At 73.4% G+C, this 14151-nt stretch carries 10 protein-coding genes and 2 pseudogenes; 6 read left to right on the top strand and 6 right to left on the bottom strand.

Translation table 11 applies throughout. The annotated features are described in order from the left end of the window. Positions 1-156 precede the first annotated feature (156 nt). From OG352_RS38175 to OG352_RS38185, 3 genes and pseudogenes are all read right to left on the bottom strand, one after another. Positions 157-2769: a SpoIIE family protein phosphatase gene (locus OG352_RS38175; protein WP_329223265.1), complete on the bottom strand. Its 2613-nt coding sequence runs from the start codon at positions 2767-2769 to the stop codon at positions 157-159. Positions 2770-2920: 151 nt separating this feature from the next. Continuing rightward, positions 2921-3611 (bottom strand): annotated as a pseudogene (locus tag OG352_RS38180) (PP2C family protein-serine/threonine phosphatase); the annotation flags it as partial. Positions 3612-3781: 170 nt separating this feature from the next. Further along, positions 3782-4438, bottom strand: coding sequence for a lipoprotein (locus OG352_RS38185; RefSeq protein WP_329223267.1), 657 nt, complete (start codon positions 4436-4438; stop codon positions 3782-3784). Between the two features lie 260 nt (positions 4439-4698). On the opposite strand from OG352_RS38185, the gene OG352_RS38190 reads away from it, so the two are divergent. Continuing rightward, positions 4699-6126, top strand: coding sequence for an alkaline phosphatase family protein (locus tag OG352_RS38190; RefSeq protein WP_329223269.1), 1428 nt, complete (start codon positions 4699-4701; stop codon positions 6124-6126). Positions 6127-6147: 21 nt separating this feature from the next. Here the strand turns inward: OG352_RS38190 and OG352_RS38195 are convergent, their stop codons facing one another. Next, positions 6148-6543, bottom strand: a complete 396-nt coding sequence (locus OG352_RS38195; RefSeq protein WP_329223270.1) for a cupin domain-containing protein — start codon at positions 6541-6543, stop codon at positions 6148-6150. Positions 6544-6861: 318 nt separating this feature from the next. Here OG352_RS38195 and OG352_RS38200 point away from each other — a divergent pair, with 318 nt between their 5' ends. The 4 genes and pseudogenes from OG352_RS38200 to OG352_RS38215 all read left to right on the top strand — a co-directional run bounded on the left by OG352_RS38200 (position 6862) and on the right by OG352_RS38215 (position 11168). Next, positions 6862-7608, top strand: a complete 747-nt coding sequence (locus OG352_RS38200) for a hypothetical protein (protein ID WP_329224140.1) — start codon at positions 6862-6864, stop codon at positions 7606-7608. Between the two features lie 29 nt (positions 7609-7637). Next, positions 7638-9148 (top strand): annotated as a pseudogene (locus OG352_RS38205) (tetratricopeptide repeat protein); the annotation flags it as partial. 57 nt (positions 9149-9205) lie between these two features. Next, positions 9206-10603 carry a diacylglycerol/lipid kinase family protein gene (locus tag OG352_RS38210; RefSeq protein ID WP_329223272.1) on the top strand — a complete coding sequence of 466 codons (1398 nt, stop codon included), beginning with the start codon at positions 9206-9208 and terminating at the stop codon, positions 10601-10603. Beyond that, positions 10596-11168: a phosphatase PAP2 family protein gene (locus tag OG352_RS38215; RefSeq protein ID WP_329223274.1), complete on the top strand. Its 573-nt coding sequence runs from the start codon at positions 10596-10598 to the stop codon at positions 11166-11168. Before OG352_RS38210 ends, OG352_RS38215 begins: the two co-directional genes overlap by 8 nt. Positions 11169-11186: 18 nt before the next feature. On the opposite strand, the gene OG352_RS38220 is transcribed toward OG352_RS38215, so the two are convergent. Continuing rightward, positions 11187-11831 (bottom strand): class I SAM-dependent methyltransferase, encoded by a 645-nt coding sequence (locus OG352_RS38220; protein ID WP_329223276.1) that lies wholly within the window; start codon positions 11829-11831, stop codon positions 11187-11189. Between the two features lie 185 nt (positions 11832-12016). Here OG352_RS38220 and OG352_RS38225 point away from each other — a divergent pair, with 185 nt between their 5' ends. Further along, positions 12017-12190: a hypothetical protein gene (locus tag OG352_RS38225; RefSeq protein WP_329223277.1), complete on the top strand. Its 174-nt coding sequence runs from the start codon at positions 12017-12019 to the stop codon at positions 12188-12190. A gap of 44 nt (positions 12191-12234) precedes the next feature. Here OG352_RS38225 and OG352_RS38230 read toward each other — a convergent pair whose 3' ends face one another. Further along, the gene (locus tag OG352_RS38230; protein WP_329223279.1) at positions 12235-13998 is read right to left on the bottom strand and encodes an NlpC/P60 family protein; all 1764 of its coding nucleotides are present in this window, start codon (positions 13996-13998) and stop codon (positions 12235-12237) included. Positions 13999-14151 lie beyond the last annotated feature (153 nt).

A 14151-nucleotide genomic window follows, 5' to 3' on the forward strand; every position in this document is an offset into this window, starting at 1 on the left:
GATCAGGTTCCCTTCGAGTGGCGACAGATCGACTCGGGGGAAGCCTAAACTGAGGCAAGCCTAACCCGGTACGCGGGTCCGGTCTATGAGCTCATAAACATCACTTATGAGTCAAGCGGGGGTCGCCCGGAGGGTGGGTTCGGAGGTCAACTCGCCTCATGGCAGCGGCTGTTCCGCCCAGATGGCCTTGCCCTTGGGGGTGTAGCGGGTGCCCCAGCGGTCGGTGAGCTGGGCCACCAGGAACAGTCCGCGCCCGCCCTCGTCGGTCATGGCCGCGTACCGCAGGTGCGGTGAGGTGCTGCTGCTGTCGGAGACCTCGCAGATCAGGGTCCGGTCGCGCAGCAGGCGGACGCCCACGGGCGCGCCGCCGTAGCGGATCGCGTTGGTGACCAGTTCGCTCAGGATCAGCTCCGTCGTGAACGACAGGTCCTCCAGGTCCCAGCGCGCCAGCTGCCGGGCCACCGCCGCCCGCACCTCGCCCACCGCCGCCGGGTCGACGGGCACGTCCCACTCGGCGACCCGGTCGGCGTCCAGCGCCCGGGTGCGCGCCACGATCAGCGCGATGTCGTCGTTCGGGCGGGCCGGCAGCATGGCGTCCAGGACGCCCTGGCAGGTCTCCTCCGGCGAGCCGTCGGCACCCTGTTCCAGGGCGGTGCGCAGCAGTTCCAGACCGGTGTCGATGTCCCGTTCCCGGTCCTCCACCAGCCCGTCGGTGTACAGCACCAGCGAGCTGCCCTCGGCGAGCTCCAGCTCGACCGTCTCGAACGGCAGCCCGCCCAGCCCCAGCGGCAGCCCGGCGGGCACCTCGGGGTACTCGACCCGGCCGTCGGGATGGACCAGCGCCGGCGGCGGATGCCCGGCGCGGGCGACCGTGCAGCGCCGGGACACCGGATCGTAGATGGCGTACAGACACGTCGCCCCGGAGACGGGCGCGTTGGCGCCGTCCGCCGCCTCGTCCTGGTCGATGCGGGCCACCAACTCGTCGAGCAGCCCCAGGAGTTCCTCGGGCCCTAGGTCCAGGGCGGAGAAGTTGTGGACGGCGGTGCGCAGCCGGCCCATGGTGGCCGCCGCGTGCAGCCCGTGACCCACCACGTCGCCGACGACGAGCGCGACCCGGGCCCCGGACAGCGGCAGCACGTCGAACCAGTCGCCGCCCACGCCCGCCTGGGCGGGCAGGTAGCGGTAGGCGATGTCCAGGGCGTTCTGCTCGGGCAGGCTGCGCGGCAGCAGACTCCGTTGCAGCGTGACGGCCATGCCGTGCTCGCGGGTGAAGCGGCGCGCGTTGTCGATGGAGATCGCGGCCCGCGCCACCAGCTCCTCCGCGAGCACCACCTCGTCCGGGTCGAAGGGATCCGGCCGCTCCGAACGCCAGAAACTGACCACGCCCAGGATCAGGGCGCCGGCCCGCACCGGCACGGTGATCAGCGAGTGGATGCCGAACTCCACGACCTGCTCGGTCCGTTCGAGATCCTGCGCCCGCCAGCCCGGGGACCGGGAGAGGCGGGCCTCCAGGACGGCCCGCCGGCCGCCGAGACTGCGGGCCTGCGGGGCGGAGTCCACGAACCGGATCCGCTCGCCCACGGCGTACAGCGGCGCGCCCTTGCGGATCGCGCTCAGCGCCGTGCGCCGCAGCGCGCCCCGCGCCTCCGGCTCCTCGCCGGCCAGGACGGCGTCGTACAGGTCGACGGTCGCGAAGTCCGCGAACCTCGGCACGGCCAGCTCGGTCAGCTCCTCCGCCGTCCGGGCCACGTCCAGGCTCGTGCCGATGCCCACCCCGGCCGCGTACAGCATGTCGAGGCGCTCGCGAGCCGCCTCCGCCCTGCCGGACAGGGCGCGCAGCTCCGTGGAGTCGCGCAGCGTGGCGACGCTGCCGGCCGGGCCGCCCGCCAGGTCGGTGGGCCGCTGGTTGATCGCCAGCAGCCGGTCCCCGACGAGGTGCACCTCGTCCGTGACCATCCGCCCGGAGGCCAGCAGCTCGGCGGTGTCCGCGTCCAGCCCCAGATCGAGGACCTGCCGGCGTTCGGCGTCCGGAGGCAGGTCGAGCAGGCGCTGCGCCTCGTCGTTGGCGAGCAGCAGATCGCCGTCGCCGCCGACGATGATCACGCCTTCCCGCACGGAGTGCAGCACCGCGTCGTGGTGCTCGTACATGCGGGTCATCTCGCGCGGGCCCAGGCCGTGCGTCTGGCGCAGCAGGCGGCGGCTGACCAGCGCGGTGCTCGCGGTGGCCAGGATGAGGGCGACGCCGGCGCTGCCGAGGACCAGAGGCAACTGGCGGTCGGCGTTGCCGCCGACGTGCGCGGTGGTGATGCCGGACGACACCAGCCCGACCACGCTCCCGTCGGGCGCCTTCACCGGTACGACGGCCTGGACCAGCCGGCCGATGGTCCCGTCGACGACCTCGACCACGATGCCGCCGTCCAGCGCCGGCTGGATGGTCCCGACGAACTTCTTGCCGATGCGGTCCGGCTTGGGGTGGGTGTAGCGGATGCCGTCGGTGTTCATGACGACGAGGAAGTCCATGTCCGCGGCCTTGCGGGCGGCCTCGGCGCGGGGCTGGAGCACGGCCGTCGGATTCGGGCTGTCCAGCGCCGCGACGAGGCCCGGCGAGTTGGCGAAGGTCTCCGCGACGGCGACGGAGCGGTTACGGGCCTCCTGCGTGGTGTCGTGCCGCACCTGGAGCAGCAGCGCCACCACGGCGGCCACTACCAGCAGCAGCACGATGACCACCTGCAGGAGGAACACCTGCGCGGCGAGACTGCGCCCGCCCATCGCGGACTCGGGTGTGCGCCGGATCCCCGGGCCCCGGGGACGACGGGCCGGCCGGGCATCCGAGCGCCCCAGGAGTCGGACCATGTGCCATGTCTACACTGCCCGGCCCCGTGAGGCGAGAGGCATCACAGAGGGTCACGGGCCGCGCCGTTCACCCGTGCCCCGGCGGACTCCCGTCGCCGTCGCGCCGTGTGGCCAGCAGCAGGGCCATGTCGTCGGGCCGGTCCAGGGCCTGCCGGGCCGTCGCGGTGAGCCGGTCCGTGACCTCCGCGAGGGAACGGCCGACGCGGCCGTCGGCTCCGGCCAGGACCGTGCGCAGCGCCGCGATGCCCTCGTCGATGTCGTGGCCCGGCCGCTCGACCAGCCCGTCCGTGTACAGGGCGAGGATCGCGCCCGGCTCCAGCCGCAGTTCCGTCACCGGGTAGTGGGTAGTGGGCGCGCGGGTCCACCCCGAGGACCACACCGCCGGGCAGCTCCACGACCTCGGTTCGCCCGTCGGGGTGGCGCAGCAGCGGCGGCAGATGCCCGGCGCGGGCCGCCCGGGCCAGACCGGTGGCCGGATCCAGCCGGACGTAGCAGCAGCTCGCGAACTGACCCGGGTCCAGATCGATGAGGAGATGGTTCGTGCCGCCCATGACCTCCTCCGGGGGCCGGTCGCCGAGCGCGAACGCCCGCACCGCGCTGCGCAGTTGCCCCATGGTGGCCGCCGCCTGCACCCCGTGCCCCTGGACGTCCCCGATGACCAGGGCCAGCCCGTCCCCGGCCTCCACGACGTCGTACCAGTCGCCGCCCACGTCCATGCCCTTCGTGCCCGGCAGATAGCGGCCGGCGGTCTCCACGCGCGCGGCGGCGGTCCGGACGGCTTCCGCTCGTCCCCCGCGCTCCCAGTCATCGGCCCTACCTCGTCCGTGCGCCGCCGCTTGGTCGACACAGCAAGAATGCGCCACACCTGGCCGGATGTGCATCCGCACACGGTCCGCCCGGCCGCCGACGCCGGTGGCCGGGCGGCCGGTCAGGCGGCGGTGGGGCGCAGGGTGCTCTTGGCGAGCTCGTACGCCGGGAGCATCGCCTCGTGCTCCCCGGTGTCCAGGCCGCCGAGGTGCAGCACGACGGGGCCCGCGGAGGTGCTGACGGCGAGCGCGCTCTCCTTCTTGCTCTCCTCCATCAGCTTGCTCGTGGTGATGTACTCGACCTCCGCGCCGGTGACGCCGCCCGTCTCGAACGTGCGGTACGTCGCCCCGCTCGCCTCCTGCTCGGCGGCCACGAACTTCTCCAGCACGGCGCGGGGGTCGCTGTCGCCCGGCTCACCGGTCCACACCCGCAGGTACCCGATCTTCCCCGCGGGCTTGGCGTCGATCTCGCAGGCCATGGTGACCGGGCCCTGCCGCAGGAACGCGTCGGCGAGTTCGGCCAGGTCGCCGGTGGCGGCGCTCGCCTCCGCGGCGTCGACGGCCTCGGCCTTCCAGAACTCGGCGATGTCGAAGGTGACGGGCAGCTCGCAGGCGGACCCGGAGGCCCCCACGGACCCGCCGCGCTGCGCGGCCTTCGCGGTCGGCTTGGCGGACGCTCCCGGCTTCCCCGACGCCCCCGACACGGCGTCCGAACTCCCGCCCCCGGCCGCGCACCCCGTCACCAGCGCCGTCAGCAGCCCTGTCACCAGAGCCGTCACCAGGGTCGTCCTTTTGAGCCTCCGTCCCACGTGTCCCACGTTCCCCACCCCGAAGTGCACCGCTGTGTCTCCTCTCGCCGCCGGCCGGATGCCGGCGGAGCACTGTAACGGAGGGCGCCCCGGCCGCTCTCTCGCGCGGACGAGTGACGTGCCGTCACATTCGCCGCCCGGGTGGGAAGCCATAGCGGCATGAGCACGACCGCGCTGATCGTCACGGGCCGGCGCCCCACCGCTTCCTCCGCTCACAAGGGGCACACCACATGGCCGAGTTGACCCGCCGTAGACTTCTGGGCTCCGCCACGGGCGCGCTGGGCGCCGCCGCGGCCCTCTCCCTCCTTCCGCCGAGCGTCCAGAAGGCCGTCGCGGCCGAACCGCCCCGCCGCGGCTCGCTCGCCGAGATCGAACACGTCGTGCTGCTCATGCAGGAGAATCGTTCGTTCGACCACTACTTCGGCACCCTGTCCGGCGTACGCGGCTTCGCCGACCCCGAGGCGCTCACCCTCGACACCGGGCGGTCCGTGTTCCACCAGCCCGACGCCGAGAACCCGAAGGGCTACCTGCTCCCCTTCCACCTGGACACCCGCACCTCCAGCGCCCAGGCCATCCCGTCCACCAGCCACGCCTGGTCGGTGCAGCACGAGGCGTGGAACGGCGGCCGGATGGACAAGTGGCTGCCGGCCCACCGCAAGGCCGACGGCGCCGACGGCCCCTACGTCATGGGCTACTACACGCGCGAGGACATCCCGTTCCAGTTCGCGCTGGCCGAGACCTTCACCGTCTGCGACCACTACTTCTGCTCGGTCCTCGGCCCGACCTGGCCCAACCGCCTGATGTGGATGACCGGCACCGTCGACCCCGACGGCGGCCGGGGCGGCCCCGTCGTCCGCAACTTCGCGCCGACGCCGTTCGCCTGGACGACGTACGCCGAACGGCTCCAGGCGGCCGGCGTCGACTGGAGGGTGTACCAGCAGGAGGACGACTACGGCTGCAACCTGCTGGAGCAGTTCGCCGCGTTCAAGAACGCGCGACCGGGCTCCGAGCTGTACGAGCGGGGCGTACGGGCGCAGCCGGAGGGCACGTTCGAGGACGACGCCCGGGGCGACCGGCTGCCGACCGTGTCCTGGCTGGTGCCGCCGGGCCCCCAGTCGGAGCACCCGGACTACCTGCCGGCGGCCGGCGCGGCCTTCGTCGCCTCGAAGATCGAGGCCATCGCGGCCAACCCGGAGGTCTGGCGCAAGACCGCGTTCATCCTCAACTACGACGAGAACGACGGCCTGTTCGACCATGTGCCGCCGCCGACCCCGCCCGCCGGGACGCCCGGCGAGTTCGTCGGCGGGCTGCCGGTCGGCGGCGGCTTCCGGGTTCCCGCGATCATCGTCTCGCCCTGGACCGTGGGCGGCTGGGTGGCCTCGGAGCGCTTCGACCACACGTCGGCCCTGCGCCTGCTGGAGCGGGTCACCGGCGTCGTGGAGCCCAACATCAGCGCCTGGCGGCGCGGCACCTTCGGCGACTTCACCTCCGCCTTCCGCTTCGAGGACGCCCGCCCGCTCGCACCGGTGCTGCCCGACGACACGGCGGAGCAGTTGCTGAAGGCGCAGGAGGAGGTCGCCACCCTGCCCAGGCCCACGCTGCCGGGCGCCGAGCAGACCTTCCCCTACCAGGAGACGAGCCGCCGCCCCCAGCGCTGACCCGGCCGGGCCCGCCCCACCTCAGCGGTACGCGACGCCGTCCGGCGGTTCTGCGCGCGTAGACAGCGGGCTGCCCCGCGGAAGGAAGAACAGGGCGCAGATGCGCAGCGGCTCCGGCTCCCGGTTCTCCGCCCGGTGCACGCCCTGCGGCCCCACCGGCTCGACGATGCACCCGCCGGCGGGCGTCACGCACTCCGACCCGTCCGCCAGGGTCCGGGTCAGGACGCCCGCCGTCACCACGGCGACGACCCGCCCCTCGTGGTAGTGCCAGGGCAGCGAGCCGCCCGGCGGGACCTCGTAGTCCGCCACCACCACCCGGGTGTCCTCCGGCACGGCCAGCGCGAGCCGCTCGGTGAGCAGGCCGTCGGCGAGCAGGGCCGGTACGGGTTCGACGCGACGTAACCTTGCCGATGTCATGTTCCGCTGGTCAGTGCGTTCCACAGACGTGACATTAGCCCACTTGAGTTACAGGGGCGTGACCGGGTGTCATGGAGTGCCCCGGTGAAATGTGAGATAGACGGCTTGCGAACGGAGTGATCCTCGCGGACCGTCTTTGCGTCTTCCAGGGCGTGACTCGTACGAAGACATCGTGCGACGAGTGTGTGGGGGGAGACCTTGAGCATCCTGCGTCCGGAAGTGGAGCGGCCTCGCGACAGCGCCGCGGAGGGCGAGCCCCGGGACAGCCGTGCCGGGAGTGAGAGACGCGGCCGGTCCGGGGACAGGCCGCGCGGCGGCATACGCGCGGCACTCGCCCGCGCGGCCAGGTTCGTCGGCCGGACACTGCGAGGCGAGTGGTACGGCATCGTCGTCGACCCGGTACGGCAACTGCGCCGGCGCGGCCCGGCCGCACTGCTGCTGGCGTTCGTGGCCTGCGCGGGCGTGATCTTCTTCCACGCCATCGCCCAGCACCCCACCGGCGCGACGGCGGTACGGATCGTCGGTGGGGTCCAGGGCGACCTGCCCCTGTGGCTGGCCCTGCTGCGCACCCCCGTCTCCCTGTACGTCCCGGCCCTCGACCTGCCGGTGTGGGCCGGCATCACCCAGTTGTTCCTCGCCTTCGCGCTGGCCGAACTGTCCCTCGGCCGGCGCAGGACCCTGCTGATCGCCTACGCGTCGACGCTGGCCGGCACGCTCACGGTGCGGGTGATGACGGCGCTGGGGCCGGGCTGGTGGGGCATCGGACTGCCGCCCGAGGTCGGGCAGGTGCTCGACACCGGCCCCTCAGCGGCGGTCGTCGGGCTGTTCACGTACCTCTCGGTCGTCCGCCACGCGCCCATCGTGTTCACGCTCACCGGCGGCTCGATGGTGCTCGAGTCGATCGCCAAGCCCAACCTCGCCGGCCGCGAGCACCTGATCGCGGTGGCCGCCGCCCTCGTCCTCGGCCTGCTCCACGAGCGGTCCCGCCGCCGACGCGAGGCTCTGTCCCGACCCGCGGATGCGCAAGTCCTGACCGCCCGCCCCTCAACATCCGTACCGGAGTGAGGCGTTCTCCGCTGCGGAGTCCAAAGGTCCAGCCCTGGGAGTTCTTCGACGACCAGGACCTGGCACGGACCGTCGCCCGCACCCACGCCGCCGTCGAACTCGCCCATGAGAAGTCGGCGGACGCCACCCCCGTCGAACGTGCCCTGATCGGCGCGCTGCGCGCCCGCTACCCGCAGACGCGCCCCGCGAAGGACTGCGCGGTGTGGAACGAGCCCTACGCCGACGCCATGCGCGCCGTCCACGAACTGGCCCCCGACGATCTCGACGTCGCCGCCCTGTACGCCGACGCCCTGATGAACCTCACCCCCTGGCAACTATGGGACCTGCGCACGGGCGAGCCCGCCGAAGGCGCCCGCACGACGGAGGCGAAGACGGTGCTCGACCGCGCGCTCGCCGACGCCGCCGCGGCCGGGCACCCGGGCGTCCTGCACCTCTACATTCACCTCATGGAGATGTCGCCCACCCCGGAGGCCGCCCTCCGGGTCGCCGACCGGCTGCGCGGCCTGGTGCCCGACGCCGGCCATCTCCTGCACATGCCCTCGCACCTGGACGTGCTGTGCGGCGACTACCGCCGCGTCGTCACGGACAACACGGCCGCGATCGCCGCCGACGAGAAGTACCGGGCGCGCTCCGGGGCGATGAACTTCTACACGCTGTACCGGTCGCACGACTACCACTTCAAGATCTACGGAGCGATGTTCCTCGGCCGGTTCCGGACCGCCCTGGAGACCGCGGAACGCCTGGAGGCCTCCATCCCGGAGGAACTGCTGCCTGTGCCGAGCCCGCCCATGGCCGACTGGCTGGAGGCGTTCCTCGGCATGCGTTTCCACGTGCTGATCCGCTTCGGCCGCTGGCAGGACATCCTCGACGTGCCGCCGCCCGCCGACCCGGTCCTGTACAGCGCGACCACCGCGCTGCGCCACTACGCCCGGGGCGTCGCCCTCTCCGCCACCGGCCGGGTCCCGCAGGCCGAGGCCGAACGCGCCCTGTTCCACGCGGCGGCCGACCGCGTCCCGGAGACCCGCCTGCTGTTCAACAACACCTGCCGGGACGTCCTCGCCATCGCGTCCGCCATGCTCGACGGCGAACTGGAGTACCGCAAGGGCCACCACGACCTCGCCTTCGCCGCCCTGGAGCGGTCCGTCGAACTGGACGACAACCTCCCCTACGACGAGCCCTGGGGCTGGATGCAGCCCACCCGGCACGCCTACGGCGCCCTGCTGCTGGAACAGGGCCGGATCGCGGAGGCCGAGGCGGTCTACCGCGCCGACCTCGGACTCGACGACACGCTGCCCCGTCCCTCCCAGCACCCCGACAACTCTGGTCCCTGCACGGCTTTCACGAGTGCCTGGTCCGGCTGGGCAAGAAGGCCGAGGCGCGGATCGTGGCCCAGCAGCTGAAGTTCGCCGCCGCCCTGGCCGACGTACCCGTACAGGCGTCCTGCTTCTGCCGCCTCGACACCGCCGTCGGCACGAGCACAGGCACAAGCACCGCCACCGGGTCCGTGGTCGTGCCCGGGTGTTGCGGCATGGACAATTGATCGAGATCGGTGGCTGTCGACGCACGGCAAGGGGCCTCGGAGCATGGCGGGCGCACGATGAACGAGACACGCAGAACGAAAGCGAAATGGGCGCTGCCGCACCTCGGCGCGGCGCAGCAGGACGCCGTCGCCCGCGCGCGGGGCTGGGCCCAGGTGGCGCTGGTCCTGGTGACCGCCTGTGTCGCGGTGGTGATGGTGGGCGCGTCGTCCGGCGGCTGGCTGATCCTGCTCACCGGATTCGCCCTCCTCGCGCTGGCCGGCGCGGGCGTGTGGTGGATGCTGGCGCACCGGGGCGGAGCCCGCCTGCTCGGCGGCCTGTTGGCGGTCGCCGCGCCCGTGGGCGTGCTGGTGCTGTACGCCCTGTCCGGTCTGTGGCCGGTGGCGGTGGGCGCGGTCGCCCTGTGGGCGGGGGCCCTGGCCTCGGCCCGCGCCTCCCTGCGCAGCGTGCGCCGCCCCAAGGGCACGCACGGCCGCAAGACCCCGCCGCCCCGCCGGCCGGTCCTGATCATGAACGTGCGCTCGGGCGGCGGGAAGGTCGAGAAGCACGACCTCGTCGCGCGCGCCGAGGCGCTCGGCGCCCGGGTGGTCCTGCTCGGCACCGACGACACCTACATCGATCCCGCAGTGGAGGCCCGCCGGGCCGTCGCCGAGGGCGCGGACCTGCTCGGCGTCGCGGGCGGCGACGGCACCCAGGCCCTGGTGGCCGCCGTGGCCGCCGAGCACGACGTGCCCTTCCTGGTCGTCGCGGCCGGCACCCGCAACCACTTCGCCATGGACCTCGGCCTCGACCGCGCCGACCCGGTGCGCAGCCTCGACGCCCTCACCAACGGCGTCGAACTCCGCGTCGACCTCGGCGACGTCAGCGGACGGCCCTTCGTGAACACCGTCTCCTTCGGGGCGTACGCGGAGATAGTGCAGAACCCCGACTACCGCGACGCCAAGGCCGCCACCGCCCTCGACCACCTGCCCGAGCTGCTGCAGGGCGAATCCGGCCCCACCCTGGACGTCCGTACGGACGACACCCACGTCCACGCCCCGCAGGCCCTGCTGGTCAGCAACAACGCCTACGCCCGCGCCGACCCGCTCGGCGGCGGCCGTCGCCCCCGGCTGGACGCCGGACTGCTCGGCGTGATCGGCGTCCGGGTGGACGGCCCGGCCCAGGCCGCCGAACTCGCCCTGCTCGGCGAGCGCGCGGGGAGCATCACCTCGGTGACCTCCCGGCGCGTCGTCGTCGAGGCCGACCGGGAGCGCATCGCGGTGGCCGTCGACGGCGAGGCGCTCGAACTGGCCACCCCCGTCGTGTGCACGGTACGGCCCGCCGCGCTGCGGGTCCGGGTGCCCCGGCACCGCCCGGGGGCCGCCTACGCGCCCCCCACGGTCGACTGGCGGCGCATCGTCCGCCTCGCGCTCGGCCGTCCCGACCCCCGCACGATCAAGGAGGCCTACGATGTCTGACCGCCGACCGAAGCTCCCCGCCCTGGCGCTGGTCAGTGACCTCGCCACCATGGACCAGGCCCTGTACGAGACGGTCACCGTGACGAGGACGCCCACCCTGGACACCGCGCTGCGCCGGCTGTCGGCTGCCGCCGACCACTCCAAGCTGTCCTTCGCCATCGCCGCGGCGCTCGCCCTGCGCGGCGGCCGTTCGCGCCGGGCCGCCGCCCTCGGAGTCGCGGCCATCGGCGTCGCCTCGGCGACCGCCAACCTGCTCGGCAAGCAACTCGTACGCCGGCCGCGCCCCTACCGCGCCGAGGACTCGCCGTTCCCGGGCCGGCACGTGCCGATGCCGCACTCCGCGTCGTTCCCGTCCGGGCACACCGCCTCGGCTGTCGCCTTCGCCGCCGCCGTCGGCCCGGCCCTGCCGGTCTCCGCCGTCCCGCTGGGCCTGCTGGCCTGCGCGGTGGGCTACTCGCGGGTGCACACCGGCGTGCACTACCCGGGCGACGTCGTGGCCGGCGCGCTGCTCGGCACGGGCTCGGCGGCGCTGGTCCTGGCCCTCGCCGCCCGCAACGAGGCCTGAAGGCCCTGCTGCTCGTAACTACTCCTCGTCCTCCCTGCCGCAGCAGAGGAAGACGTGGGGCTCGGGCGCGGCTTCGGGATGGTCGGGGGTGAACAGCGCGTTCTCCTCGGCCAGTACGGTCAGTCCGGCGCCGGTCACCACGTCGACGAGCGCCTCGCCGGTGAAGCTGGTCACCCGTACGGGCTGCCCCATGAACACGGCGTCGACCCCCTCCACGTCCAGCGGCACGGTGGCGAGCACGAGACTGCCGCCGGGCCGCAGCGCCCGTGCCAGCCGCCCGATCAGGGCGCTCTGCTGCGCACGCTCCATCTGGAGCAGCGAGAAGAACACGCAGGCCGCGTCCAACGAGCCTTCCTCCAGCGGGAGTTCACGCACGTCGACGCGGCGGAACGTCGCCTGCGGCACCTGGCGCGCGGCGAGGCCGACCATCACGGGGGAGACGTCGACGCCCAGCACCTCGTGGCCCGCCCGTGCCAGGGTCTCGGCCGTGGGCCGTCCCGTGCCGCTGCCGACGTCCAGCACCTGACTGCCCGGCGCGAGCCGGCCCAGCAGCCACTCCAGGGAGCGGCGGTGCGCCTCCGAGTGCGCGAACGCCTTCTCGTAGGCGGCTCCCAGCGCGTCGAACACCCGCGCCGCACGCCGCCCGTCGTCCTCGCCTGCCACGTCGGCCTCCTCGTGGTGATGATGCGCAGGGTCCGTGTTGCCAATCCGTGCCCACCGGTCCGTGCCACTGAGCGGAATCGTATTTTCCGCTACCGGAAGTAACATGATCCACTTTCTCCTGACGTGGGCCCTACCGGTGAGTAGTCGAGGCCCTCGGTAACCGTCGTTCCGTTCGGAGGACCCCCATGCTCTCTCCCGAGGATGCCCTGCAAGAGGGCCGCAACGCCTACGAGGAGCACGTCCGCACGTGCCGTCAGTGTCACGTCGACAGGTCGCCGTGCGCCGTCTCCAAACACCTTCTGCGCATCTACAACAACGCCAGAAGAGCGCAGGCACGCGCGAACACCACGATGCACTGACGTACCGAGAGCGCCGGCGACCCGGCCGGCGCGGTCCCGGCCCCTTACGCGGGGCGGACGGCGCCGCGCAGCGCGCCCTCCCCGAACGGGAGGATCGCCTCCTCGCGGATGTACGTGCCCGGACCCGGAGCGTGGATCATCATGCCGTTGCCGGTGCACAGGCCGGTGTGGCTGAGGTCGTCGAAGAAGAAGACGAGGTCGCCGGGGCGGAGGTCGGCCAGGCTGATCCGGGTGAAGTCCTTCGCCTGGTCGATGGCGGCCCGCGGGAGTGTCACCCCGGCGGCCCTCCAGGCGGCCTGCGTGAGGCTGGAGCAGTCGTAGGACTCCGGTCCCGTCGCTCCCCACACGCACGGCCGGCCGATCTGGGCCCGGGCGAAGGCGAGGGCCTTGTCCGCCTTCCCCAGGTAGGCGGTCCCGGTCGCGCTGACCGTGACGTCGGTGGGAGCGGCGACCGGGGGCACGGGCGGCACGGGCATCGGCATGGGCATGGGATCGGTGAGCGGGTCCGGGAGCGGGGTTGCCGGAGCCGCGAGGCTGCCGGGAGCGGCCTGGTAGCCGGAACCGGCGGTCAGGATGTCCGACGCGGCTGCCATGACGCCGAGTCCGGACGTCTGATAGCCCGGAACGGGAGCGCCCGTGAAGCCGGACTCCGGTCCCGTGGCGGGCGGTTCGGCCATCGCGTAGCCCGACGGGGGTGTGGGGACGCGGAATTCGGCCGTCTGATAGCCGGGCGTGGCCGTGAGGGGATCGACGCCCGGTGCCGTGAAGCCGGACTCCGGTGCCGTTGCGCCGAGGCCGGGCAGCGGGAAGCTGAACGGCGGTGCGGTGACGCCGAGTTCCGCCCCCGGGTAGTCGGGTGTGGGCGCGGAGAAGGGGACTTCGGGTGTCGCGAAGCCCGACGCCGGTGCGGCGAAGCCGAGTTCACCGGTCGTGAGGAACCCGTCGGTGCCGGTCGGTGATGCCGTGCCGGTAGCGGCGGCGGACGGCTGTCCCGCCCACGCGGCCGCGATCTCCGCCCGGAACGCCTGCTGCTCCGCGGTGTCCCAGGGCTGTTCAACCGGTTGCTGGACCGCCTGCTGCACCGGCCGCGACTGAGCCGACGGCGTCGCGGCGGGCTGTGTCCCGACAGCGGGCAGGGAGGACGTGGGCACGGACGCCGCCGCGGGCAGGGACGGCGCGGGCTGGGCGAGGGCGCGGGCCAGCACCTCCCGGGCCGTGACGAGCTTCCGCCCGATCTGCTCCTTGGTGTTCTTGAGCGAGGCCTGCCGGTCCGTGGGAGCGGCGGAGGCGGAGGCGGCCGCGGAGTCGGGGGAGGCGGCAGGGGCGGGGACGGCGGGCAGCAGGGCCTTGGGCTCGTCCCGGCGCGGTTCGGGCGCGGCGGGCAGTGCGGCGACGGCGGCGCGCGAGGTCAGCTCCGGAACCCGTCGGGCGGCCGCCTCCAGCTCCCGCACCACGGCGCTGTCCCCGGAGCGCTCCGGCGCACTCGCCGGACGCGCGGCGCGGGACGGACGGGCGGGCTGACGATCGGCCGGCAGTACGGCGGGAGTGATCGGCCCCATCCGGTCGCGCGCGACGTCGAACCACTGCCGGGTCACCGCGTCGAGCGACGGGTCGGCCGACCCCCGGCCGCCGCTGGCGACGGAGCCTGCTGTCCGGCGTGTACGGCCCGACATGGCACGTGTCACGTTGTAGGTGCCGGTGTCGCTCTCGGCACGGTCGTAGAGCGAGCTGACCCGCTGTTGGATCTCCGCCCGGCTCGGCTCGTCGGTGCTGCTGCCTGGGGAGCGCGGGCTGCGATCCGTCGCCATGGAAGACGTACTCCTTCCGTGCTCCGCCTGCCAGTCGGCCCAGCGGAATCCGGGCGACCCCTGTTGCGGGTGCCCCAAGCCCTCTGCCCTGACGGGCAGTCGTACGGCCTGACGCCAAGTAAACCAACTTGTGTGACTGGAGTGAAGATTGAA

Source organism: Streptomyces sp. NBC_01485 (assembly GCF_036227125.1).
Lineage (GTDB): Bacteria > Actinomycetota > Actinomycetes > Streptomycetales > Streptomycetaceae > Streptomyces.